This window comes from Rhodoferax sp. EU05-FHT12H12, from assembly GCF_058791215.1.
The window spans coordinates 706,814-730,834 of the sequence record NZ_JBYTDI010000001.1; the positions used below are offsets into that span (position 1 = coordinate 706,814).

Annotated in this window: 25 protein-coding genes and 1 tRNA gene; 14 read left to right on the forward strand and 12 right to left on the reverse strand. The window is 61.8% G+C overall.

Going from position 1 to position 24,021, the window contains the following annotated elements:
• Positions 1-3: 3 nt before the first annotated feature.
• The 4 genes from AC3WS7_RS03245 to dhbC are packed head-to-tail and all read right to left on the reverse strand — an operon-like array spanning position 4 to position 4,710.
• Positions 4-996: an alpha/beta hydrolase gene (locus tag AC3WS7_RS03245; protein ID WP_492655357.1), complete on the reverse strand. Its 993-nt coding sequence runs from the start codon at positions 994-996 to the stop codon at positions 4-6.
• Entirely contained in the window at positions 993-1,868 is an 876-nt protein-coding gene (locus AC3WS7_RS03250) for an isochorismatase family protein (RefSeq protein ID WP_492655358.1), read from the reverse strand. The genes AC3WS7_RS03245 and AC3WS7_RS03250 overlap by 4 nt, the downstream gene beginning before the upstream one ends.
• A 26-nt stretch (positions 1,869-1,894) precedes the next feature.
• Positions 1,895-3,523, reverse strand: coding sequence for a (2,3-dihydroxybenzoyl)adenylate synthase (locus AC3WS7_RS03255; protein WP_492655359.1), 1,629 nt, complete (start codon positions 3,521-3,523; stop codon positions 1,895-1,897).
• Positions 3,523-4,710 carry an isochorismate synthase DhbC gene (dhbC, locus tag AC3WS7_RS03260; protein ID WP_492655360.1) on the reverse strand — a complete coding sequence of 396 codons (1,188 nt, stop codon included), beginning with the start codon at positions 4,708-4,710 and terminating at the stop codon, positions 3,523-3,525. Before dhbC ends, AC3WS7_RS03255 begins: the two co-directional genes overlap by 1 nt.
• Before the next feature lie 266 nt (positions 4,711-4,976).
• Between dhbC and AC3WS7_RS03265 the strand changes: the two genes are divergently transcribed.
• The 11 genes from AC3WS7_RS03265 (at position 4,977) to hemP (ending at position 15,281) form a co-directional block, all read left to right on the forward strand.
• Positions 4,977-6,089 (forward strand): imelysin family protein, encoded by a 1,113-nt coding sequence (locus AC3WS7_RS03265; protein ID WP_492655558.1) that lies wholly within the window; start codon positions 4,977-4,979, stop codon positions 6,087-6,089.
• Complete coding sequence (locus tag AC3WS7_RS03270; RefSeq protein ID WP_492655361.1) at positions 6,086-7,534, forward strand: di-heme oxidoreductase family protein; 1,449 nt, start codon at positions 6,086-6,088, stop codon at positions 7,532-7,534. Before AC3WS7_RS03265 ends, AC3WS7_RS03270 begins: the two co-directional genes overlap by 4 nt.
• A gap of 47 nt (positions 7,535-7,581) precedes the next feature.
• A complete protein-coding gene (locus AC3WS7_RS03275; protein ID WP_492655362.1) occupies positions 7,582-8,571 on the forward strand; it encodes an imelysin family protein in 990 nt (329 codons plus the stop codon).
• Positions 8,572-8,577: 6 nt separating this feature from the next.
• Complete coding sequence (locus tag AC3WS7_RS03280) at positions 8,578-9,690, forward strand: DUF1513 domain-containing protein (protein WP_492655363.1); 1,113 nt, start codon at positions 8,578-8,580, stop codon at positions 9,688-9,690.
• A gap of 139 nt (positions 9,691-9,829) precedes the next feature.
• Positions 9,830-10,045 carry a (2Fe-2S)-binding protein gene (locus AC3WS7_RS03285; RefSeq protein ID WP_492655364.1) on the forward strand — a complete coding sequence of 72 codons (216 nt, stop codon included), beginning with the start codon at positions 9,830-9,832 and terminating at the stop codon, positions 10,043-10,045.
• Positions 10,046-10,183: 138 nt separating this feature from the next.
• The gene (locus AC3WS7_RS03290; protein WP_492655365.1) at positions 10,184-12,424 is read left to right on the forward strand and encodes a TonB-dependent receptor; all 2,241 of its coding nucleotides are present in this window, start codon (positions 10,184-10,186) and stop codon (positions 12,422-12,424) included.
• A 19-nt stretch (positions 12,425-12,443) separates the two neighbouring features.
• Positions 12,444-13,127 carry a Fe2+-dependent dioxygenase gene (locus AC3WS7_RS03295; protein WP_492655366.1) on the forward strand — a complete coding sequence of 228 codons (684 nt, stop codon included), beginning with the start codon at positions 12,444-12,446 and terminating at the stop codon, positions 13,125-13,127.
• Positions 13,128-13,201: 74 nt separating this feature from the next.
• Entirely contained in the window at positions 13,202-13,882 is a 681-nt protein-coding gene (locus tag AC3WS7_RS03300; protein ID WP_492655367.1) for an energy transducer TonB, read from the forward strand.
• Between the two features lie 30 nt (positions 13,883-13,912).
• Positions 13,913-14,629 (forward strand): MotA/TolQ/ExbB proton channel family protein, encoded by a 717-nt coding sequence (locus AC3WS7_RS03305; protein WP_492655368.1) that lies wholly within the window; start codon positions 13,913-13,915, stop codon positions 14,627-14,629.
• Positions 14,630-14,637: 8 nt separating this feature from the next.
• Positions 14,638-15,060: an ExbD/TolR family protein gene (locus AC3WS7_RS03310; protein WP_492655369.1), complete on the forward strand. Its 423-nt coding sequence runs from the start codon at positions 14,638-14,640 to the stop codon at positions 15,058-15,060.
• An 11-nt stretch (positions 15,061-15,071) separates the two neighbouring features.
• Complete coding sequence (gene hemP / locus AC3WS7_RS03315) at positions 15,072-15,281, forward strand: hemin uptake protein HemP (protein WP_492655370.1); 210 nt, start codon at positions 15,072-15,074, stop codon at positions 15,279-15,281.
• 82 nt (positions 15,282-15,363) lie between these two features.
• On the opposite strand, the gene AC3WS7_RS03320 is transcribed toward hemP, so the two are convergent.
• Positions 15,364-15,771 carry a GlcG/HbpS family heme-binding protein gene (locus AC3WS7_RS03320; protein ID WP_492655371.1) on the reverse strand — a complete coding sequence of 136 codons (408 nt, stop codon included), beginning with the start codon at positions 15,769-15,771 and terminating at the stop codon, positions 15,364-15,366.
• A 197-nt stretch (positions 15,772-15,968) separates the two neighbouring features.
• On the opposite strand from AC3WS7_RS03320, the gene AC3WS7_RS03325 reads away from it, so the two are divergent.
• Both AC3WS7_RS03325 and AC3WS7_RS03330 read left to right on the forward strand, forming a co-directional pair.
• Positions 15,969-16,664: a Bax inhibitor-1 family protein gene (locus tag AC3WS7_RS03325; protein WP_296469587.1), complete on the forward strand. Its 696-nt coding sequence runs from the start codon at positions 15,969-15,971 to the stop codon at positions 16,662-16,664.
• A 106-nt stretch (positions 16,665-16,770) separates the two neighbouring features.
• The gene (locus AC3WS7_RS03330) at positions 16,771-17,121 is read left to right on the forward strand and encodes a hypothetical protein (RefSeq protein WP_296469589.1); all 351 of its coding nucleotides are present in this window, start codon (positions 16,771-16,773) and stop codon (positions 17,119-17,121) included.
• A 33-nt stretch (positions 17,122-17,154) separates the two neighbouring features.
• Here AC3WS7_RS03330 and rlmD read toward each other — a convergent pair whose 3' ends face one another.
• The 5 genes from rlmD to surE all read right to left on the reverse strand — a co-directional run bounded on the left by rlmD (position 17,155) and on the right by surE (position 22,372).
• Positions 17,155-18,669, reverse strand: a complete 1,515-nt coding sequence (rlmD, locus tag AC3WS7_RS03335; RefSeq protein ID WP_296469591.1) for a 23S rRNA (uracil(1939)-C(5))-methyltransferase RlmD — start codon at positions 18,667-18,669, stop codon at positions 17,155-17,157.
• Positions 18,670-18,819: 150 nt separating this feature from the next.
• Complete coding sequence (locus AC3WS7_RS03340; RefSeq protein ID WP_296469592.1) at positions 18,820-19,854, reverse strand: sigma-70 family RNA polymerase sigma factor; 1,035 nt, start codon at positions 19,852-19,854, stop codon at positions 18,820-18,822.
• A gap of 9 nt (positions 19,855-19,863) precedes the next feature.
• On the reverse strand, positions 19,864-20,739 hold the full coding sequence (locus tag AC3WS7_RS03345) for a peptidoglycan DD-metalloendopeptidase family protein (protein WP_296469594.1): 876 nt from the start codon (positions 20,737-20,739) through the stop codon (positions 19,864-19,866).
• A 14-nt stretch (positions 20,740-20,753) separates the two neighbouring features.
• Positions 20,754-21,599, reverse strand: coding sequence for a protein-L-isoaspartate(D-aspartate) O-methyltransferase (locus tag AC3WS7_RS03350; RefSeq protein WP_492655372.1), 846 nt, complete (start codon positions 21,597-21,599; stop codon positions 20,754-20,756).
• Positions 21,596-22,372, reverse strand: coding sequence for a 5'/3'-nucleotidase SurE (gene surE / locus AC3WS7_RS03355; RefSeq protein WP_296469596.1), 777 nt, complete (start codon positions 22,370-22,372; stop codon positions 21,596-21,598). The genes AC3WS7_RS03350 and surE overlap by 4 nt, the downstream gene beginning before the upstream one ends.
• 114 nt (positions 22,373-22,486) lie before the next feature.
• On the opposite strand from surE, the gene AC3WS7_RS03360 reads away from it, so the two are divergent.
• On the forward strand, positions 22,487-23,461 hold the full coding sequence (locus AC3WS7_RS03360; protein ID WP_296469598.1) for an NADPH:quinone oxidoreductase family protein: 975 nt from the start codon (positions 22,487-22,489) through the stop codon (positions 23,459-23,461).
• A 20-nt stretch (positions 23,462-23,481) separates the two neighbouring features.
• Here the strand turns inward: AC3WS7_RS03360 and AC3WS7_RS03365 are convergent, their stop codons facing one another.
• Both AC3WS7_RS03365 and AC3WS7_RS03370 read right to left on the reverse strand, forming a co-directional pair.
• A complete protein-coding gene (locus tag AC3WS7_RS03365; protein WP_296469601.1) occupies positions 23,482-23,730 on the reverse strand; it encodes a hypothetical protein in 249 nt (82 codons plus the stop codon).
• Positions 23,731-23,913: 183 nt separating this feature from the next.
• Positions 23,914-23,989, reverse strand: a tRNA-His gene (locus AC3WS7_RS03370).
• Positions 23,990-24,021 lie beyond the last annotated feature (32 nt).

Here is a 24,021-nt window from a genome sequence, read left to right on the forward strand (position 1 = left end):
CCGTCACTCCGCAAATGCAAAATCTACGACCCGGCGCGCGCCATGCATGAGCATGTCCTGGTGATCATGGTCCGCCAGTTTTTGGAATTGCACCTGCAGCTCGGCCGGCGCGGCCTCCGTCAACAAGCGCGAAAACAGCGCGGCGTTGTCTACCATGGTGCGGACCTGCAGCCGCTGCCTCACCTCGGGTGAAGCAAAACTGGCGGGATACTGCTCGTCCAACCCCACAGTGACCACCACTTTCTTCACACCCCGCACCGACTGCAGCGCCCGCAGACGCTGGGGCAATTCCTTCATCGTCACCGATCCTCCAAACCACAGCGACGGGCTGGCCGCCCAGTAGCGCTGAAAGTGCTGGGGCTGGGTGCTCAAGGTGTGCAGCGTGAACAGGCCGCCATACGAAAACCCAAACAGCGTGTGCTTTTGCGGATGCATAGGGAAATACCGTGCCAGTTGCGGGCGCAGCTCCTCGGTCAAAAAGCGTAGGAACGCATCCGCACCACCATGCTGGGTCGAAAACGCATCACCAGTCTTGCCAGATACCCCGGGGGTGTAGTCCAATGCGCGCGCGTTGACATCTATAGCATCGCCACTCGCATACCCCACCGCAACAATCAGCCCGGCCGGTTCCTCGCCAATTTTCTGGCGCCACTCAGCGCTCTCGTTCGCGGCGGGGGGCCTGGGGCGCACCACTTCCATCATTGGGAAGCTGGCCAACCCATCCAATGCCCACAGTACGGGGTAGCCCCCCGCCGGGACAGCCTTGTGCGGCAAGCCGATCAGGATGCGGTAGCGCTGGCCGGTGAACTTGGAACTCACGTCAAAACTCAGGCTGCGGGACAGTTCTGCCGGCCGCCATTCGGCTGGAACCGACACCAGCTCAGTAGCCACTGCAGTTTGTGCCTGCAGGGGCATGCAGGCTTGTAGCCAGAGTCCGCACAGCAGTGCGGCACGGCGCCGGGTGACTTTTGTTCCAGGGATACATGGGGGCGTCATTCGTTGGTCACCAGTTCTTCTTGGTTCAGCAGGCCCCACCAAGCTGCCAGCGTGGGCTGCTCTGCCAGGGTCATGAAATTGATCTCCAGGCCGGCGCGGCGCCACCCTTCCAACAGGGACATGATGCGGATGGAGTCCAGCCCCCAGTCCAGCAAACTGTCATCGTCTTGCAGCTCCTCCGCAGAGACCTGCAAGCTGTTCGCGATGTTGGTTTTGAGTTCGTGCAGCGATGCCGGCAAACGGGGCTGCAGGCTGTCCTGCAGAGTCTGAGTCAGCACCGTCTGGCCACAGCGCTGGGCCACAAAGCGCAAGGCCATCTCATGCTCTTGCGCCGAAAAATCGGCCAACGCGTCGGCCACAAAGAACGGCTGGATGTCGTTCATGAAAGCCTCGCACGCAGTCATCATGCAACCGATGTGCGCATAAATGCCGCAGATGATGAGCTGATCACGCGATTGTTCGCGCATCAGGGCCAGCAAGCGTGACTTCTGAAACGCGCTGTAGCGCCATTTTTCTAACACCGTATCCTGCGTCTGGGGCACCAGTGCGGCCACGATGCGGCTGCGCTGTGGCTGAGCAGTCAGCCCCGGCCCCCACATGTCCTGCAGCAGGCCCCGGTCGGCTACAGACTGTTCTGGCAGTTGAGCCGTGTAGACCACAGGAATGCCCTGGGCATGCGCCAGATCAACCAGTTGGCGCGTATGCTGGATCAGCGCTGGCACGGGTGCCAGGCTTCGGTCGTAAAAGTCCAGGAAGTAGTCCTGCATATCGTGCACCAGCAGCACGGCGCGTTTGGCATCGGGCTGCCACACCACCCGGCTGTCACCCGCATGTGTGGGCATCGGGTAGGAGGTAATTTTGGGTATGGTCATGGTTGTGTATCTCTTGTACGGAAAAGTTAGAGTGTGTGCGGATGCAGCTCCGCCAGGCGCGCTGCTATGTCGTGGCGCAACTGTTTCTTGCTGACCTTGCCCACGCTGGTTTTAGGAAACTGGTTCACGAACTCGATGCGGTCAGGAATCTTGTAAGTCGCCAAGCCACGTTCACGCAGAAAACGGATCAGATCCACACTGCGCAGTTGCTCGTCCCTGCGAATCACGAAGACACAACTCCTCTCACCCAGGTAGGCGTCGGGCATGGCCACCATGGCGCAGTCCACCACGCCTGCGTGTGCCAGCAGCTGGTGCTCCACCTCTTCGGCAGAAATCTTTTCACCACCCCGGTTGATCTGGTCTTTGGCGCGCCCCTCCACCACCAGATTGCCCTCGGGGGTGCGACGCACCAGGTCACCCGTGCGGTAAAAACCTTCGAGCGTGAAGGCGCGCTGGTTGTGCTCATCTGCGCGGTAGTAGCCACGAATGGTGTACGGCCCACGTGTGAGCAAGTGGCCTACCTCACCTTCAGGCACGAGGTGGTCATCGTCATCCACAATGCGCACCTCGTCATCCGGCGAGATGGGCCGACCCTGCGTGTGCAAGATGGCATCCGGCGTATCGTCCAGGCGGGTGTAGTTGACCAGCCCTTCCGCCATGCCAAACACCTGCTGCAAGGTCACACCCAGTTCCTGCGTGACACGCCGTGCCATCTCCGTATTGAAGCGTGCACCGCCCACCTGTACCACCTCAAGGCTGCGCAGGTCGGGCTTCAGGCGCTGGATTGCGTCCAACCACACCGGCACCAGTGGTGGCACCAGCGCCGTAATGGTGACGCTTTCACGCGCAATCCAGTCCAACGCCACATCGGGGCTGGGATGCGCGCACATCACCACCGCGCCACCGGCATACAGGGCACCCAGCGAGCCTGGAGAACTCATGGTGAAGTTGTGCCCTGCCGGAATCACACTCAGGTACACACTGTCGCCATTTAATTGGCATATCTCTGCACTGGCGCGCACGCTGTACAGGTAGTCGTCATGCGTGCGCGGAATCAGCTTGGGTGTGCCTGTGCTGCCACCGGAGAGTTGAAAAAAAGCGACTTCGTGCGACTGTGGCAGTACAGGCAACGCGCCCGATAGCGGCGGCAAGTCATGCAGCCCACGAAACTCCGCCGACGCACCTAAAACCAAGACATGCTGAAGGCTGGGTGCAACCGCCCTCACATCGCGGGCCAACTGGCGGTAGTCAAACCCGCCGTGTTCGTCGGCAATGATGTAGGCAACCGCCTCAGCATGCTGGCAAAAATGACCAATCTCAAATTGCCGGTGCGCAGGCAGGGCAAAGATGGGCAATGCGCCCACCCGAAAGAGAGCAAACAGCACCGAGAAGAATTCGGCGCAATTGGGCAACTGCACCACCACGCGGTCATTGGACGTAATGCCCAGCGCATGAAAACCGCGCGCCAACCGATCCACCTCCGCGCCCAGATCGCGGTAGCTCCAGCGCCGCGTGTCGCTGACAACGGCCAAACGGTCTCCGTGGCGCGCAATGCGTTCGTTCAGCATGCCCGTAAATGTCTCTCCACGCCAATACCCCCGGCTGCGATAGCGTGCAGCAAGGTCCTCGGGCCATGAGGTGCAGTGCGGCAACATCACACCACCTCCGCCGGAACCTGGCCCAGTGCATTCAGCATGGTTCGGAACTTGGCGCCAGTCTCGGCGACTTCGCTCACAGGGTCCGAGTCCGCCACGATGCCCGCGCCAGCAAACAGGCGCATGCGACGCCCCTGCACCTTGGCACAACGCAAAGTCACCACCCATTCGCCATTGCCCTCGGCATCGCACCAACCCACCATGCCGGTGTAGAAGTCCCGGTCGAACGGCTCCAACTGGTCAATCAGGGCCAACGCTGCCGCGTTGGGATAACCGCATACGGCCGGCGTAGGATGCAGACTGGCCGCGAGTTTCAGCACGTTCGTGTCTGCGGAGGCCAGTTCGCCGCGGATATCGCTCGATAAATGCCACATGGTTGCGGTGTGGATCAGCGATGGGCCGTCGGGTACATCCAGCATGCGGCAATGCGGCTGCATGCCTTTGACAACGGCGTCTGCCACAACCTGGTGTTCATGCAAGTCCTTGGCCGAATTCGCTAGCGCCCGGCTGCGTCGAATGTCCTCCTGGCTGTCCACCGACCGCGCCGCCGAACCGGCCAGCGGATTGGATCGCACCTGCAGCCCTCTGCGGCTGATCAACAACTCCGGGCTGGCCCCCACAAGCGTACCGGGCTCGGTGCCTCCCAGATCGACGGCAAAGGTATAGCCGTGCTGGTTGCGGCGCGCCAGGCGCTCTAGTAGAAACTGCACATCAATGTTATTGCTGCCGGTCAACTCCAGCGTGCGGGCCAGCACCACCTTACTCAGCTCTCCGGCTCGGATACGGTCTACCGCAGTAGCCACCGCATCGGCATACACCTGCGTCGCCGGCATGGGCTGCACGGTGTAGCTGCTGGGCCGGCGCTCAAACACTTCGCCGCGCCAGCTCAAAGGCCCCGCAAACACCACGTGGTGCGGAATCGACAGGCGCGCCGGTTGATGCGAATCAAATGGAATCGCACCCACGACGACTGGGTTCGGGTGGCCGTTGCGCTGGGCGGTTTTCAAGGCCTCAGCCACCACGCCGCTCAGCGCAGGCAATCCCGCTGCGTGCGGCACCCGGGCATAGTGGCCCCGGGCCAGCAGCGTGTGCTCGGGTGTGGCAAAGAAAAATGGATCGCTGCTGCGGTAGCCCGAGAGCAACTTTTCGGCCTGCGCATCGATCACCCCCTTGAAGACATCGTTCATAGTCCTACTCCAATGTAATTGAGAATGATTTCTATTTGACGTGAAGTATGGCGAGCGGCAGACACTTTTCTTTTGCGCGCACAAGAAAGTTGTTTGCGACAGGCCGACTTGGGCCAGTGGCTTACCGGATCATGAAAATTTAAGGAAGCTTGACTCAACCAAAATGAGAACGATTTGTATTGGCATATGATCAGCCTCCGTCTTTTTCTCGAAAGTTCCTCATGCACAAGCGTCATTTCCTCCAGACCACCCTGCTCAGCGCAGCCATGTTGTTGGGTGCGTCTGCCCACGCCCAAACCACCGAGCCCAAAGCCGTGGTTCAGCACTACGCCACCTTGGTGCATGCCAACTACAGCGACGTGCTGACCAGTGCCCAGACCCTGCAAAAGGCCATCGCCGCTTTTGCCGCCGCACCTTCGGCCCAAGGCCTGGAAGATGCCAAAAAAGCCTGGCTGGCCGCGCGCGAGTTTTATGGCCAGACCGAAGTGTTCCGCTTCTACAGTGGCCCGATTGACGACGACAACGGCCCCGAAGGTCGTATCAACGCCTGGCCGCTGGACGAGTCCTACATCGACAGCGTTACCGGCAAGCCCAAGGCTGGCCTGGTCAACAACCCCAAGGTCAAGATCACCAAGGCCAACCTGGCCAAGCTCAACGAACGTGGTGGTGAGGAAAACATTGCAGCCGGCTGGCACGCGATCGAGTTCTCGCTGTGGGGCCAGGACCAGAGCGACACCGGCCCCGGCAGCCGATCGTTCGAAGACTTTGTGGACGGCAAGGCCGCAAACGCCGACCGCCGCCGCGCCTACCTGGTCACCGTCACCGAGCTGCTGATCGACGACCTGAGCTTCCTAGTGAAAGCCTGGACACCCGGCGCCAAGAACTACCGCGCCAAGTTTGAACAAGGTGGCATCCAGTCGGTGCGCAAAATGATCGTGGGCATGGGCTCGCTGTCGCGCGGCGAACTGGCCGGTGAACGCCTGGAGGTGGCCATGAACACCCAGGACAAGGAAGACGAACACTCTTGCTTCTCCGACAACACCCACCGCGACGTGGTGACCAACGCCCAGGGCATTGAGAACGTCTGGCTGGGCAGCTACAAGCGCCTGGACGGCAGCATGCTGCAAGGCGCGTCCCTCAAAGACTTGGTGGCCACCAAAAATGCCGGCTTGGCCGACAAGGTGAGCAAGCAGATCGCCCAGAGCGTGGCCAACGCCACCGCCATCCAGGCCCCGTTTGACCGCGAAATCGTGGGTGCCAAAGACGCCCCCGGCCGTATCCGCGTGCAGAAGACGATTGACAGCCTGGTGCAGCAGTCCAAGGACATCACCGAAGCCGCAGCCGCTTTGGGCATCACCAAACTGGCCCAAGCCAAATGAAGTTGCGCACCCGTCAAAAAGTCGGCCTGGCGCTGACTGCGGCGGGCGCCATGGCGGGTTTGCTGTGGCCCCTATGGGGCCATGGCGAAGCAGACCTCTCCGGTGCCGTTCAGGGTGAACTCACGGCCGGAGAGGCGACAGCCTTTGCCACCGGGCGCAACGCCTTTTCCATGCCCTTCCCCACGCTGGACGACGACGAGCGCGCCCGCTTTGCCGTGGGCAACTCCTTCTTCCGCCGCAATTGGGTGGAAGCCCCCGCCTCCACCACCGCCCGCGACGGCCTGGGCCCGCACTTCATCGCCCGCTCCTGTGGGGGCTGCCATGTGCAAGACGGCCGCGGTGCACCACCCGATTTCCGCAAAGGCCTGAGCGAGCCGCCTGTGGCACTGCTCATGCGCCTGTCCATTCCCGGCATCGGCGCCCACGGCGGTGTGGTGCCCGACCCGGTCTATGGCGACCAGCTCAACAACGCAGCCATCCAGGGCGTCGCGCCCGAGGGTCAAGTGCGCATCCGTTACCAGTCCCTGCGTGGCCAATTTGCCGACGGCACCCGCTACACCTTGCGCAAACCCGTTTACAGCCTGACCCACCTGGCCTATGGCCCACTGGCGCCCGGGGCCATGATCAGCCCGCGTATTGCGCCGCAAATGGCCGGCGTGGGCCTGCTCGAAGCAATACCCGAATCCGACATCCTGGCCAACGCGTCGCTACAGGCCGCCAGCCCCGGCCCCATCAAAGGGCAGCCCAACCACGTGTGGGATGACTTTGCGCAGGCGAAGCGTGTCGGCCGCTTTGGCTGGAAGGCCAACCAGGCTAGCGTGGCCAGCCAAACGGCTGGTGCCTTCCTGGGTGACATCGGCATCACCTCGGCCCAGCACCCGGACGAAGCCTGCATGCCTGCGCAAAAAGACTGCCAGGTTGCCCCGCGCGGCGCACAGGGCAAGGCGCCCGAGATTGACGAGCGCACACTGGGCGAGGTGATCTTCTACCAGGCCACCCTGGCCCCGGCTGCGCGGCGCAATGTGAATGACGCGCAGGTACTGCGCGGCCAAGCCCTGTTTGCCCAAGCCCAGTGCAGCGCCTGCCACCGGCCCAGCTACACCACGGGTGCGGCGCCCTTTCCGCGCCTGTCCAGCCCCAAGGTGCAGGGCCTGAAAATCTGGCCCTACACCGACCTGCTGCTGCACGACATGGGCCCCGACCTGGCCGATGGTCGCCCCGACTACGCGGCCAACGGCCAGCAGTGGAAAACCCCGCCGCTGTGGGGCGTGGGCCTGGTGCATGACGTCAACGGCCACCGCCGCCTGCTGCACGACGGCCGGGCCAATGGCGTGCTGGAGGCCGTTTTGTGGCACGGCGGCGAAGCCCAGGCGGCCCGGCAGCAAGTGTTGCAACTCAATGCCCGCGACCGGCAAGCGCTGGTCGCTTTTGTGGAGTCTTTGTGAAACGACGTGCACTTCTAAAATCGGTGCCTTTTAGTGCCCTAGCCCTTGTGGATATTGCGCAAGCAGCTACTAAAACCATAGCAACTCCCAAGGTGGCAGCACCCTACATCTCGGCGGGCCAGATGGTGCAGGGCCTGCTGACCCAGCACCTGCAGCCCAGCGCCGCCGCCCTGCAGCAGGCCGCGCAGGCGCTGGTGCAGTCTCTGGCGCAGGCCAAGGCGCCCTGGGCCCAGCACCGCGCGCTGTGGGTGGCCACCATGCTGGCCTGGGAGCGGCTGGCGGCGGTGGCCGTGGGGCCGCTGCTGGAGCGGCGCTCGGCGCGCGCGATCGACTTCTGGCCCACCCGCCCAGCCCAAATCCAGCGCTTGCTGGAAAGCGGCAGCGTCACCCGCGTGCAGCAGTTGGACACCGTGGGCGCCACGGCACGCGGCCTGCCCGCGCTGGAGTGGCTGCTCTGGAAGACCGACGGCAGCGGCCACGCCGCCGCCTACGCCAGCGTGCTCGCCCAGCAGGTGCTGGCCGAGAGCGATGCCCTGCAAACTGGCTACCAAACACTGGCTAGCACCGAGCGGGAAGAGGAAGACGCCTGGACCCTGTACGGCGAATGGTTTGGCCAAGCCGTGGGCGGGCTGGACCAATTGCGCATCAAAAAAATGGTGCCAGACACCCGTGGCAAAGACAGCGCCCCCTGGGTGCGCGGCCTGAGCGGCCAGACCGCCGCCTGCTGGCAAGCCCAGGCCCAGGGCCTGCAGGCGTTCCTGGTCGGCGCACCCGCCGCACAGGCCGCCACACCGGGTTGGCCAGTGGCGGGCAGCCTCCACAGCCTGCTGCTGGGTCGCGGCCACTTGCGCGACGGCCTGGCCCTGCAAGAGCGCAGCGCGGCCATGCTGCGTGCCGTGCAGTCCGCACGACCTGGTAACCCCGCCTCGGTGCGCGCCGCACAAGCCGCGCTGGCCCAGGCCTCAGCACTGGCCAATGGCCTGGCCAGCGACGTGCTGACCATCACCATGGGCTTTACCGACGCTGATGGGGACTGAGCCTGCATGACTGTGTTGCCCTCTCGCCGCGCCTTTCTGGGCCAGGCCGCCGCCGTGCTGGGCGTGGCTGGCAGCGGCATAGACACTTGGGCTGCCACACCCCGCAACCCGGATGCCCTCCGCGTGCTGACCGCCTGGATGCGCGGCGAGCAATCCTGGGCCGGTGTCTGGACGCCGGGGCAAACGCCGCGTGGCATCGCCCTGCCCGCACGCGCGCACCAACTGCTGCTGGTGCCCGGCACGCAGGGCACCCCGCTGCAAGCGCTGGTGCTGGCCCGCCGCCCCGGTGAATACCTGCTGCGCATGGACCCGCGGCGCGGCAAAGCCCTGCAGTGGCACACCATGGAAGACGACCGCTACCTCGGTGGCCATGCAGCACTGTCCGCCAACGGCAACACCTTTTTCACCACCGAGACCGATGGCGACACCGGCCAAGGCCTGATTGCCGAGCGTGACCTGCACACGCTGGAAAAGCTGCGCGAGTTTCCCAGCGGCGGCATTGGCCCCCACGCACTGCTGCTGGAGCCCGCAGGCACCCTGATGGTGGCCAATGGTGGCATCCTGAACCTGCCCGAAACCGGACGCCGCAAGCTCAACATTGGCCGCATGGATTCCAACCTGACGCGGCTGGATGTGGCCAGTGGCCAGTCGTTGGCCCAGTACCGCCTGGCCGACCACTATCTGAGTTTGCGCCACCTGGCCTTCGCGCCCGACGGCACGCTGGGCATTGCGCTACAGGCAGAACACCCGCAGCCATTGGACCGTGAACGCGCGCCCGCGCTGGCCTTGCTCAAAGGCGAGGAGCTGCGCACAGTGGACTGGCAAACCCGTCAAGCACCCAGCGCTTGGGACGGGTACGCAGGTGACGTGTGTTGGGCGGAGGGGCGCTTCTGGGTCAGCGCCCCCCATGCCGGTTGGCTGGCGTCGTGGTCTGCTGCGGGAGACGAGCTACAGACCCAGGCCCTGGTGGGTGCTGGCGCGCTGGCCGCCCATAGTGGGCGCTGGATCGTCGGTGGCGGCACGGCAGCCCTGCTCTACCGGAGCCACACTCCCCAACCACAGCGCTATGGGGTTTCCCTGCCGTGGGATAACCACGCCACGTTGCTACCCCACGCGTAAGCATGTCGCAATTCATGCCAGCGGCCAGCCCCCATTGACCCATATCAATTTTTTTCAGACATTTTTCTTTACATAGAATACAAATAAGACAGATTCTCATTTAAAATTCATCCATCAATATCAGCCACCCCGATTTGCCATGATTGTTTGCGTTTGCCGCCGCGTGTCCGAGAAAGAGATTGCTCTGCACGCCAGCGAGGGCAAAGGATTTGACGACATCCAGTTTGAACTTGGCGTTGCGACCCAGTGTGGCCGCTGCGAAGATTGCGCCCGTGATGTGATCGACAAATGCCATGCCCAAGCCAGCATCGCCCAGCAAAGCTGGATGCCAATTGCTGTATCCATGTCCCGGTAAATCGACCGCTTTTTTTTGACAGTAAACAAGAACGCTTCTTGTTTACTTGGTTTTAACCCACAGCAGCAAGCCACACCTGGCCGCCGTCCGGCAGCCATGACATAGCCAGCCAGCCCTCTACCCTGAAGACTACGCGCCATGCCACACCTTGCCCCTGCTTTCGCTCGCCCATCCCCTATCTACACCGCACCACTGTTGCCCTTGGGCGCCATGCTGCTTGCCAGTTCCGGCAGTGCGCTGGCGCAGCAAGCCAATGACGCGGAGGTGAAAACGCTTAAGCCCGTCACCATCACGGAAAAAGCAGATGAAGTTCAAGGTAAAGACACCCTACGCACGACTACAACCACGATCGGAAAGGGCAAGCAAGAGCTTCGCGATATTCCCCAGTCCATTACCGTAGTCACAGAAAAGTTACTGGATGACCGCGCACAAGAGACTGTGAAAGATGCGCTTCACAACACCGCTGGTGTCGCGTTTCAAGCGGCAGAAGGTGGTGAGGAGGACATCCGCCTACGTGGCTTCTCACTTGCAACTACAGGCGACATCTACTTGGACGGCCTTCGTGACCCGGCAGCCTACGATCGCGACACCTTCAATCACGATCGAATAGAGCTCATACGCGGTTCTGCCTCCATGCTGTTTGGCCGTGGTTCCACAGGCGGCGCAGTCAACCAGGTCAGCAAGCAAGCGCGCGCAATGGACCAAAGTGAAGTCACGACAACGGTTGGCAGTTACAACTATCGCCGAGTAACGGGCGACTTCAACATCCAGACAGGGGAAGACGCGGGTCTGCGTATCAACGCAATGGCGACCAAAGCAGACAACAACGGTGCTGGTACAAAAATTGATAAAAAGGGGTTGGCCGCTACATACCGTTTTGGAATAGGTACCGCTGACGAATTCGCTGTCAACCTCTACTCATTGCGTAACGACAATGGCATGAACCTGGGAATTCCGTGGGTCCCAGTAGCGGGTTCGTCCGAGCGTGCAATGCTCAACGTCAGTCCGACGAACAATTACGGTATGGCAAGCGACCAGAACAAAGGTTCGGCGGACCACATCACGTTGTCACACACCCATCGATTCCAAGACGATGCAGAGCTCAAAACGCAGCTGCGCAACGGAGTGTACACACGCGATCTTCGCTCTGACACACTCAGCTATGCCGCCGGAACGAATACGAGCAACATCACGGACTCGACACGTCTGAATCACAACAACAACAACAGCCGGAACAAAATTCAAGACTTCCACGGAACGTACGTACAGAGCGACTACAGCAAGAAATTCTCTGCTTTGGGCTTGAAACATGAATTGTTGACCGGTATCGATTTGGCCCATGAGGCAAAGAACAACTATGCCCCTACAAATACCACTGCCAAACCGTTCACTACCGTGGGTACCCCAAACACAGATGCGTCTTACGATGAAAATGGACGGCCCGTCGGAAAAAGTGGCGCGTTCACTGCAGACAATTTTGGCTTGTATGCCCAAGACATGATGCAAGTCGCGGAACATTGGAAAGTACTGGGCGGCCTGCGCTACGACAGCATGCGAGGCAATTACGAGAGCTTCAACGCCAGTACAGGAGTGAGTACCGGAAAGTTCTCGCAAACAATTAGCAACTGGAGCCCTCGCCTCGGTCTTCTTTTTCAGCCGACCGAGCTGAGCTCCTACCACGTCTCTTACGGCACTTCATACAACACCTCAGCGGACACCTATTCATACTCATCAACAACCGTCAATGCGGCTCCAGAGAAAAGCCAAAACGTTGAGTTTGGTGCAAAACTGGATAGCGCTGACAAACGTTACACCACGCGCTTAGCGCTCTTCCACTCGACCAAATTTAACGAGCGGAATACTGATCCAGATTCTGCAGCAGCAACTCAAATTCTGTCCGGACGCCGCAGCACGGCTGGCATTGAAATTGATCTAACAGGACGACTTTCTCCTAAATGGGAAGTATTCGGCTCCTACATGTGGATGCCACACGCGAAAGTAGATGCTGCAGCCCCATGCCCAGCCACTGGGAATTGCGCCCAATCGTCCGGAAGCACCAATGCAGTGGGCTCCCGACCGGGTTTGACTCCTGTCCACAGCGGAACCGTGTGGTCAACCTACCAATTCACACAGGAATTTCGTTTGGGCGGTGGCATCAACTTCCGTAGCGAACAGTACGCAAACACCAACCGTGATGTTCAAACCCGTCCATATGCGACGCTGGACATGATGGCCGAATACAAGTTCAGCGAACGTTATGTCCTGAAAGCGAATTTGATCAACGTATTTGACAAACTTTATGTCGATTCTGTCTATAACGGCCACTATGTGCCAGGCTCTGGACGTAATTTGCAGCTCAGTATGAATATCAATTTCTAAAACTAAAGAACGCCACGCCATGCTCCTTAATTTGCCCGACATCCTGTCTGCTGACGAAGTCGCCCAGGCCCAAGCCCTGCTGGCCGCAGCGCCGTGGGCCGACGGGCGCAAGGGGGCTGGAGAGCTGGCGCGGCAGGTCAAGAACAACGAGCAACTGGATCACGACTGCGAGACAGCGCGCACCATCCGCGCGATGGTGTTGCGCGGGCTGGACCGTAGCCCGACTTTCTTTTCGGCAGCGTTGCCCAAAAAGGTGTTTCCGCCCCGCCTGAACCGGTATGGCGGCGACAGCAACTTTTACGGCAACCACATCGATGGCTCGGTGCGCTACCTGCCGGACAGCAGTGGGCGCCTGCGCACCGATGTGTCGTGCACCATCTTCTTGTCAGACCCAGAGGACTATGACGGCGGTGAACTCTGCATTGCCGACACCTATGGTGAGCAATCGGTCAAGTTGCCAGCCGGCCATGCGGTGCTGTATCCCGGCACCAGCCTGCACCAGGTCAAACCCGTTACCCGAGGCTACCGCCTGGCCTGCTTTTTCTGGATTGAGAGCCTGGTGCGCAGCGATGAGCAGCGCCGCATGCTGTACGAGTTGGATATGAACCTGCTGGCCCTACGCCAGCAGCATGGCGATAACGCCCACACCACGGCGCTGACTGGCGTCTACCACAATATGTTGCGCATGTGGGCCGACACCTGAGCCCTCCGCGCCCCTGCCGCCCCTCCTCCACAATGTCCACTTCCGCTTTGCCCCGCCCCTACGCGCGTCCCGCCATGAGCCGCAATACCACTATCGTTGTCAGCGTGATTGCCCTGCACGTGGCGGTGCTGTGGGCCATGCAAGTGGGCCTGCTGCGCCGGGTGGTCGAGGCCGTGGTGCCGGCCGAAATTCTGGTGGAAATCATGGCGCCACCTGCAGCGCCGCCGGCGCCACAACCCAAGCCCCAGCCGCAACCCAAGGTTGAGGTGAAGGCCCCTACCCCCAAACCCGTGGCACCAACCCCAACACCCGCAGTGGCCCAGCAGCCAACCCCGACGCCGCTGGCGATTGCGCCTTCAGCCAACGCACCCGCTCCTTCTGCCGCAGCCCCGACCGCGGTGGCCGCGGCGGCTGCCAGCACCAACACCGGCAGCGCTACCAACGCGCCCCCATCACCACCCGCTCCGCCTAAGGTGGAATTGCCCTCCAGCGATGCGGACTACCTCAACAACCCCAAACCGCCCTACCCAGCCCTGAGTAAGCGCCTGCAGGAACAGGGCAAGGTGGTGGTACGGGTGTATATCAGCACAGAGGGGCAGGCCTCGCAGGCCTCCGTGAAAACGTCTAGTGGCTTCGAGCGGCTAGACCAGGCAGCGCTGAACACCGTTCTCAAATGGCGCTACGTGCCCGGCAAGCGCGGTGGCGTGCCCGAGGCCATGTGGTTTGACGTACCCGTGAACTGGGTACTGCAGTAATTTTTCTGGATCTTTTTAGTGGAGTAGTACATGGAATCGCAACTCGGACTCGTCACCCTCTGGACCCAAGGTGACTGGGTTACCAAATCTGTCGCTGTGTTGTTGCTGGGCATGTCCCTGGCCTCGTGGATCGTGATCCTCATCAAGGCGCTGGACATTCTCAAGTTCAAATCCCTCGGCCAGCGCACCGAAACGTTTTGGCACAGCGAAGACTTTTCTACCGGCCTGAAAGCCCTGGGCCCCCAGCAAGGCAACCCCTTTGTGCAACTGGCCCAGGCTGGGCAAGAAGCCACCGCCCACCACCGCAACACCCAAACCCAGCTGCATGACGCGCTGGACATCAGCGACTGGATCAGCCGCGCCCTGCGCAACAGCATTGACGACAGCACAGCACGCTTTCAGAGCGGGCTGGCCGTCCTCGCCTCGGTCGGCTCCACCGCGCCGTTTGTGGGCCTGTTTGGCACCGTCTGGGGCATCTACCACGCACTGATGGGCATTGGCGCTGCGGGCTCCGCCACCATCGACAAAGTGGCAGGCCCCATCGGGGAGGCGCTGATCATGACGGCACTGGGCCTGGCGGTGGCCATTCCTGCGGTACTGGGCTATAACGCGCTGGTGCGCGGCAACAAGTCCATCCTGACCAAGCTCAACCGCTTTGCCCATGACCTGCACGCCTACTTTGTGACCGGTGCCCGTGTGGGCAAGCACCAGGCAGACGGCAAGGTTGTTGCCATGAAGAAGGCGTAAGGCAGCGTATGTCTTTTGGAATGCAAGACACCAGCGCGGACGGCGAATCCGAGGTGATGAACGAGATCAACATGACGCCCCTGGTGGACGTGATGTTGGTGCTGCTGATCATCTTCATCATCACCGTGCCAGTGATGAAACACGCGGTGAACGTGGAGCTGCCCACCGCCACCAGCCAGCCCCAGAACACCAAACCCGAAACCATCCAGCTCAGCGTGGACGCCCAGGGCGGCTACTTTTTGAACCAGAACCCGGTGGCACCCGACACCCTGCCTGCCGTGCTGCAGGCCGAGGCCGCCAAGGAGCCCCAGCCCGAGCTGCATATCCGCGGCGACAAGGCTGTGCGTTACGAGTTTGTGGCGCAAGCCATGGGGGCGGCCCAGGTAGCCGGGCTGCGCAAGATCGGCTTTATCACCGAACCCAAACCCTGACAGGAGATGGCGTGACAGAACCCGCACCGTTGGCGTCTGGCGACAGGGGCCCCGCCGACCATGCCGCCGCCGAAATGGCGCTGGCGTACTGGCATGCGCAGGATGCCGTGCTGCCCAGTAGCGCACTGCTGGGCGAGCGCCAGGCCATTGAAATTGAGCACAACGGGCAGCGTTACCGCCTGCAGAGCACCCGCTCAGGCAAGCTGATTCTCACCAAATAGGCATAAAAATAGCTGCTAGCCCACGTCCATCGTGCGCTAGCAGCTATTATTTTTGTAGCTATTGATTGCTACACACCAGACATTACAAGCCGATGGCGGAAATGCCGGCCTTGGCGATCTGGGCGTCTTCGTTGGACTTCACTCCGCTCACACCCACGGCGCCCAGGCACTGGCCGTCTTTCAGGATGGGCACGCCCCCCTCCAACATGCCTTCCAGGTTGGGAGCGCTCAGGAAAGACACACGGCCGCCGTTGATCATGTCCTCATACACCTTGCTTTCGCGGCGGCCCATGGCCGCGGTGTGGGCCTTGGCTGGCGCAATGTGTGCCGAGATGGGGGCAGCACCATCCAGACGCTGAAAAGACAGCAGGTGCCCACCATCGTCCACGATGGCAATGCTCACAGCCCAGTTGTTTTTGAGGGCCTCGGCTTCGGCAGCCGCGGCGATGGCTTTGACGTCGGAGAATTCGAGAACGGATTTGGTTTTCATGGCGAGACCCTGTAGGTAGAAATGATGCGGATAGGGAAAAACCCCAAGCATACCGTTTGCAAAAAGCGCATTGGCCATCGCCATCGAAGAACAGCCCTGCACAAAACCCGGCCAATCACAAGGCCAAATGCGGCGAGCACCTTGTTTATCCCTAGAATGTCCGCACCTGCAGACTGCAGTTACAAGGAGCTAAGACTATGACTGATCGCATAACCACCATGGGCCACAGCCTGGGCTATGGCGCATCTTCCGCACAGCGCAACAAAGTGCTGCGCAACACTTACTGGCTGCTGGCCCTGAGCCTGGTGCCTACCGTGCTGGGCGCCTGGGTGGGCGTGGCCACCGGCATCACCCAGTCGCTGGGCGGCATTCTGGGCATGGTGGTGTTTTTGGCCGGTGCCTTCGGCTTCATCTACGCCATCGAAAAGACCAAAAACTCTGCGGCCGGCGTGCCCGTGCTGCTGGGCTTTACCTTCTTCATGGGTCTGATGCTGTCGCGCCTGATTGGCCAGGTGCTGGGCTTTCGCAACGGCTCCGAGCTGGTGCTCACCGCGTTTGGCGGCACAGCGGGTGTGTTTCTGGTGATGGCCAGCCTGGCCAGCGTTATCAAACGTGACCTGTCCGGCATGGGCAAGTGGCTGTTTGTGGGCGTGATCGTGTTGATGGTGGGTGGCGTGATCAACGCCTTTGTCGGCTCCACGGCCGGCATGATGGCCATGTCCATGGCTGCCATCGGCATCTTCAGCGCCTACATGCTCTACGACATCAAGCAGATCATTGACGGTGGTGAAACCAACTACATCAGTGCTACGCTGGCCCTGTACTTGGACATCATCAACGTGTTCCAGAGCCTGCTGGCCCTGCTGGGCATCTTCGGTGGTGAACGCGACTAAACGCCGCACACCCCCTGCACACAAGGCCCTTCGGGGCCTTTTTGCATGGTGCGCTCAATAAGGCGCAAAATCTGCCGATAAATGACCTAGACCACTCCTTGCACCCATGTATTTGCGCTTACTCCCCATCACCCTCACCCTGCTGCTGGCCGGCTGCGACCTGGAGGCCCTGCTGGCGGATCCGCGCGTGGCCCAGCGTGAGGCCGATGCGAAAGCCATAGGCAGCGCCTGCCGCCACGGCCTGCGCAGCATTGAAGACTGCTATGCGCTGAATGAAAAAGCCTCCAAGGCCGCGGTGTTTGCGGGCTGGAAGGACATGGACCAATACATGCGGGACAACAAGATCGAAGGCATTGCGCCCTCGGGCCTGAAGCCGCCCCCACCGCAAGAAGAAATCGTCACCGAAACCAAAGAAGAAAAGACCAAGCCCACCGCGAAAGCCAGCGGCAAGTCTTGATCTTTTCCTCGTTAGTTTGTGTGGTGTGGCGGCTCAGTCCGCCAGCTCAAACACCGCAATGCTCTCCACGTGCGCCGTGTGAGGGAACATATTGACCACCCCGCCCTTGGTACAGCGGTAGCCGGCTTCCGTCACCAGCACTCCCGCGTCACGCGCCAACGTAGCGGGGTTACAGCTCACGTAGACAATGCGCCGGGGCGGCGTCCAGCCCTTGCGCAGCTCGGGCTGTTGGTGCAAAGCGGCCAGCGCCTGCACCAGGGAGAAAGCACCTTCGCGCGGCGGGTCCACAAGCCACTTGTCGGCAGCGCCATCACCGATCAGCAGCTCAGGCGTCATCTCGAACAGGTTGCGCGCTACAAATTTGGTAGCTGCCAGCGCAGGTTTCGCAGGGGCTTGCGTGCGATTTGACTCAGAATCTGCAGTCATATTGAGCTTCAGGTTCTCGCGCGAACGCGCCACCAGTGACTCCGCCCCTTCCACCCCCAGCACCTCACGCGCCTGGGTAGCCAGCGGCAGCGTGAAGTTGCCCAAGCCGCAGAACCAGTCGATCACACGCTCGGTCTTCTGCACCGCCAACAGACCCAATGCACGCGACACCAGCACGCGGTTGATATGCGGGTTCACCTGGGTAAAGTCCGTGGGGCGAAACGGCATGGTGATGCCAAAGTCGGGCAACTGGTAGGCCAGTTGGCCCGTGGTGTGGCCGGGCAGTTCGTCCAGGCGGTGGATGGTTTCCGGCCCCTTGGGCTGCAACCACCATTGCAAGCCAGGATTGGCCGCCGCAAATTCGCGCAAGCGGCTCAAGTCAGCTTCTGACAAAGGCTCCAGGTGACGCAGCACCATGGCAATCACCTCGCCCGCACCGCCATTGGCACCCGCGGTAGGCGCCATATCCCCCATGGCCAGCTCAATCTGTGCCAACGTCTCCACCGCGTCCATGGACTCGATCAGGCGGCGCAACGGCACCAGCATGGCGCTCACATGGGGTGCCAGCACATGGCACTCCTTCATGTCGGCCACGTAGCGGCTCTTGCGCTCATGGAAGCCAATCAGCACCGCACCTTTTTTGCGCACGTGGCGTACCGACAGGCGCGCACGGTAGCGGTAACCCCAGGCCGGCCCTTCGATGGGGCGCAGAATGTTGTCGGGCTTGACCTTGCCGATGTGCCACAGGTTGTCCTCCAGCACACGCTGCTTCACCGCCACCTGGGCACTCACATGCAGGTGCTGCATCTTGCAGCCGCCGCAGGCGCCTTCGTGCAGGCCGAAGTGCGGGCAGGCCGGGCGCACGCGCTGGGACGATTCCTGGTGAATCTCGGTCAGCGTGCCCTTCTCAAAACTGCTTTTGCTGCGGTGGATCTGGGCACTGACCACCTCAAACGGCAGCGCACCGTCAATGAACACCACCTTGCCATCAGGCCGGTGGGCCACGCCCTGGGCTTCCAGGTCCAGGGATTTGACGCGCAACCAGCCCTCAGGCAGTGCGGGTTCTGTGGGAGTGTCGGGGGAGATCGGGGACAGGGTGTCTGGAGAAATAACGTCGCTCATACCCCAATTGTCTCAGGTCGGAGAGAGGGCAATGTATCGCCGGGCCACCCCAAGTGCTGAACCACTTGGCGGCCAGCTCCGAAAGAGGGAAATTAGCCCCCTCGGGGGGGGGCAGCGCCCCACGCAGTGGCGGAGCGTGGGGGCCACGGGCTACATCAGGAATTCGCGCTTGATGCCGCGGCGGGCCAGGTGCCTTTTGAGCTTGAACAGCGCCTCGTTCTGCACCTGGCGCACACGCTCACGCGTCAGGCCCAGCCGGCTACTGATGACGTCCAGCGTTTCAGGCTCACGGTCATGCAGGCCAAAGCGACCCTCCAGAATTTCGCGCTCCCGCGGAGACAGTGTGGCAATCCACTCCTCCAGCAGCCCATCCACCTCGTGGGCATGGGCCTGCGCCTGCGGGTCCAGTGCCAGCTCATCCACCAGACTGTCCCCCAGCGAATGCTCCTCGCCGCCCGGGTCCAGCGTCGCATCGAGCGAACGTGGCGCCTCGGACATGGCCAGCAAATCGGCCACATCGGGCGCCTCACGGCCCAGCAGCGCAGCAATGTCCTCCACGCGGATACCCTCGGGTCGCTGCGCCACGAGCGCCGCGTCATTTTCCAGCGCCCGGCGGGCACGCAACACCTGCTGCACTTCGCGAACCACATTGACCGGCAAGCGCACGGCACGGCCCTGGTACATGAGCGCCCGGTCCACCGACTGGCGTATCCACCACGTGGCGTAGGTAGAGAAGCGGAATCCCCGTTCGGGTTCGAACTTGTCAATGGCGTGCATCAACCCGAGGTTGCCCTCCTCGATCAGGTCGGACATGGGCACACCACGCCCGTTGTAACCCTTGGCAATGCTGACCACCAAGCGCAGGTTGTGTTCGATCATGCTTTGCCGCGCCGCGAAGTCACCCGCACGGGCGCGGGTAGCCACCGCAAACTCTTCTTCGGGGGTAAACAGTTCGGTACGCCGCACGCCGCGCAGGTAAACCGCCAGTGCATCGGCCACTTCCTCGCCCGCAGCGGACGGGGCCAGCTCTGCTGGCCAGCCCTCGGGAGCAGCACTTGCTATATTTTCAGGAGCTTCTCGCGCAGATTCCATGCGCTCTGGAGGCACATGGGATGCCCAACTGCCTCCCGCGTTATTCGGACGGGCGGGAGCGTCATCCGGGGCGGGGGGGCTGGGCTTTTTCATGGGGGCCTGCTATCTGGCGGGGAGGTACCTGGCCGGGTCCACTGGCTTGCCTTGCCGGCGTACCTCGAAGTGCAGCTTCACCCGGTCGGCGTCGCTGCTGCCCATCTCGGCAATCTTCTGGCCCTTCTTCACCGTCTGGTCTTCCTTGACCAGCAGGGTCTGGTTGTGGGCATAGGCCGTGAGGTAAGTGTTGTTGTGCTTGAGGATGATCAGGTTGCCATAACCGCGCAGGCCAGCACCGGCGTACACCACCTTGCCTTCGCCAGCCGCCAGCACCGGGTCGCCCGCGTTGCCGCCAATGTCCAGGCCTTTGTTCTTTGCCTCGTCAAAACCCGCCACCACCGGGCCGTTGCCGGGCCAGATCCAGGCCAGCTCATCCTCACCAGAGGCGGCTGCCGCTGGCGCTGGTGTGCTGGGTGCCGATGCGGCCGCCACCGGTGTGGACGCAGCTTTGGCGGGTGCCGACGCCGCACCCGCGGCGGGCAGAGAGGTGGTCGTAGCCGACGAACTTGCCACGGGTTTGGCCACCGCCACGGTGTCGGCGACGGGCGGCACCACACGCAACACCTGACCCACTTCAATCTTGTCGGGATTATCCAGCGCATTCCAGCGCGCGATATCTTTGTGGCCCTGGCCGGTTTCCAGGCCAATGCGCATGAGGGTGTCGCCGGGCTTGACGGTGTAGTAACCCGCCTTGCCCGCGTTTTCGAACCCCGGCGGCTGCTTCACTGCCTGGGTGCGTGGGTCAATCACCGTGCCGGCCTTGCCAGCGGAGCTGCCACGGTCTTCCACCGGTGCCCGGTTGACAGCCGTAGAGCCACAGCCGGACAAGACCACCACGGCCACACAAGCCCCGGCCAACGCTAAACGACGCACACCAAACATATGTTTAATTCCCTTCAGGCAATGCCCGATTTTAGGGGGACAAAATGCACAGCCTCCAAAAGCGTCTGGCGCACGCCCTGTGGGGTCTTGTCCAGCACCAACAAGGCCTGCGTCCCCCCGCCTGTGACAACCGGTGCCACCAGGCGTCCCCCCACGACCAATTGGTCCACCCAGGCTTGGGGAACCGCCTCGCCACCGGCTGCGGCAATGATGCCGGCATACGGCGCGCCCTTGGCGTAGCCTGCCATGCCATCGCCAAACAACAGGTGCACATTGGGCAGGCGCAGATGGCGCAGATTCTCGCGTGCCTTGTCGTGCAGGCCGCGCAGGCGTTCGATGCTGTACACCTCATCGGCCACCAGGCTCAGCACCGCGGCTTGGTATCCGCAGCCCGTACCGATTTCCAGCACACGCCCCACACGTCCGGTGGCGCCATTGCGCAATAGCTCGATCATGCGCGACACCACACCGGGCTTGGAAATCGTTTGTCCCAACCCAATCGGCAAGCTGGTGTCTTCGTAGGCCTGGTTGACCAGCGCGCTGTCCACAAACCGGTGGCGCTCGATCGCGCCCATGGCACCCAGCACCAGTGGGTCGGTCACGCCCTGCCCGGCCAACTTCTGCACCATGCGCTGGCGCACGGCTTGGGAGTCCATGCCATGGCCCTGGGGCATGTGGGGCGCGTGAGGCAGTGGGGCCTTGGCGCGCGCTGTCGGCACCACCGTGGGCTTGGCCAGCGCAGCCTGCGCCACGGACTTGGACGCGGCCACCGCAGTGCTGACCACGGCGCCATGCGGATTGGGCCGCGTTTTGGCCAGCGTGGCGTCAAGCCGGGCAGGAAAGGACGGGCGTGGCTTCATGCGGCGACGGGAGGGTGCGGTGCCAACCGGGATGCGGTTTGCGCCCAGTAGCCCAGATTGTCGTGGTCGGTCAGGTCCACCTTCAGCGGTGTGATGGCCACATGGCCCTGCGCCGTGGCATGGAAGTCGGTGCCATCGGCATCGTCTTTCACCGGGCCGGCCGCACCGATCCAGTACATGGTCTCGCCACGTGGGCTTTGCTGCTGAATGACTTTTTCCGCTGCATGGCGCTTGCCAAGGCGACACAGCTTCACACTGCCAATCTCGTCAAACGGCAGGTTGGGAATGTTGACGTTAAGCAGCCAGGGCTTGGGGGTGATGAGCTGCTGCTGTTGCATGGACAGCACCAGCTCGCGTGCCTTTTGGGCAGCCGAGGTCAGGTGCACCCAGTCTTTTTCGACCTGAGAGAAGGCAATCGCCGGAATACCGAACAAAAAGCCTTCCATGGCCGCACCCACCGTGCCGGAGTAAATCGTGTCGTCACCCATATTGGCGCCGTTGTTGATGCCAGACACCACCAAGTCAGGCCGGTAGTCCAGCAGGCCGGTGAGCGCAATGTGCACGCAGTCGGCAGGGGTGCCGTTCACGTAGCGAAAGCCGTTGGCCGCGTGGTGCACATAGAGCGGTGAATGCAGGGTCAGCGCGTTCGATTTGGCGCTGTTGTTTTGCTCGGGGGCAATCACCTCCACCTGGGCAATGTCTTTGAGTGCTTCATACAGCGCCACGATGCCGGGGGCCTGGTAGCCGTCGTCGTTGGAAATCAGGATTTTCATAGGAGTGCAGAGTGTGCTGGCATTGTAGGTGGGGGGGGTGAAACCTGGTCGCACGAGAGACATTTTTCAAGCCTGCCCCCACCTATGATTTGCCAACTTTTTTGGAGACACCCCATGCACGCCTGGTTATGCGACAACCCCACCGGCATCGACGCCCTGACCTGGCAAGAGCTGCCTACACCGCAGCCCAAGGCCGGCGAGGTGCTGCTGGAGATCAAAGCCGCCAGCCTGAACTTTCCCGACATCCTGATCGTGCAAAACAAATACCAGATGAAACCTGCCCTGCCCTTTGTGCCAGGCTCGGAGTACGCGGGCATCGTGCAAGCCGTGGGCGAAGGTGTCACCCATCTGAAAGTCGGCCAATCCGTGGCCTGCCTGAGCGGTACCGGCGGCTTTGGCACCCACACCATCGCCCCTGCAGCCCTGTGCATGCCGCTCCCCGCAGGATTCCCCATGGTGGATGCCGCGGCCTTCATCATGATTTACGCCACGTCGTACCACGCGCTGGTGGACCGCGCACAGCTCAAGGCCGGTGAGACGGTGCTGGTGCTGGGCGCCGCAGGTGGTGTGGGCACCTCCGCGATCCAGATTGCCAAGGCGATGGGAGCCAGGGTAATTGCCGCGGCCTCCACACAAGAGAAATGCGACCTCTGCAAATCCATTGGTGCAGACGCCACGATCAACTACAGCACAGAAAATTTGCGCGAAGCATTGAAGTCCCTGACCGACGGCAAGGGCCCGGACGTGATTTACGACCCGGTGGGTGGTGACTTTGCTGAACCAGCCTTCCGCTCCATCGCCTGGCGCGGCCGCTACCTGGTGGTGGGCTTTGCGTCCGGCCCCATTCCCGCGCTCCCCTTCAACCTGGCATTGCTCAAAGGCGCATCCATCGTCGGCGTGTTCTGGGGCGATTTTGCGAAGAAGGAACCCAAGGCCAATGCCGCCATGATGGGTGAATTGGCCCAGTGGTACGGCCAAGGCAAGATCAAGCCGGTCATCGACCGCACCATGCCCATGGCCGAGCTTAAGGCTGCCTACGCCCACATGGGCTCACGCGGCGTGATGGGCAAGCTGGTAATGGTGAACTAGGCCGCGTACGTCAAAGCGCCTCAAAGGTGCCAGAGATTGGCATCCTTGCGGGCGAGCTGCGGGTAAATTGCATCGTGGTCATTCGACAACTCATGAATGGCCATCAACACCTCTGCAGGAAACCCGGCCCGCGGCCTCTCGCCCATGTCGTGCTGCAGCTCGTGCATGAGCGCCACAAATTCCGGGTGCCCCCAGAACAGCTTGATCTTCTTTCCGATGTTCGGAAAGGCCGCATCAATCGTCTTGAAAAAGATGCTGTCTTCAACCATGTGTTTTCTCCATCCAACGACTGCCCGGTGGCTGCAGCAGCGACCAAACGCTGCGCGCACCCGGGTCAGGTGGATGAGATATCGGATGGCAGAAAAAGTTTCTTCAAGCGCACGCAGGCCAAGGGAATCGACCAGGCGTAAAAAAACCCTGTTTCCTCGCGAAAACAGGGTTTTTACATACCTTGGGGTGGCTGATGGGGCTCGAACCCACGACAACAGGAATCACAATCCTGGACTCTACCAACTGAGCTACAGCCACCGCAGAGCCGAAATTATAACCCGATAAAACCC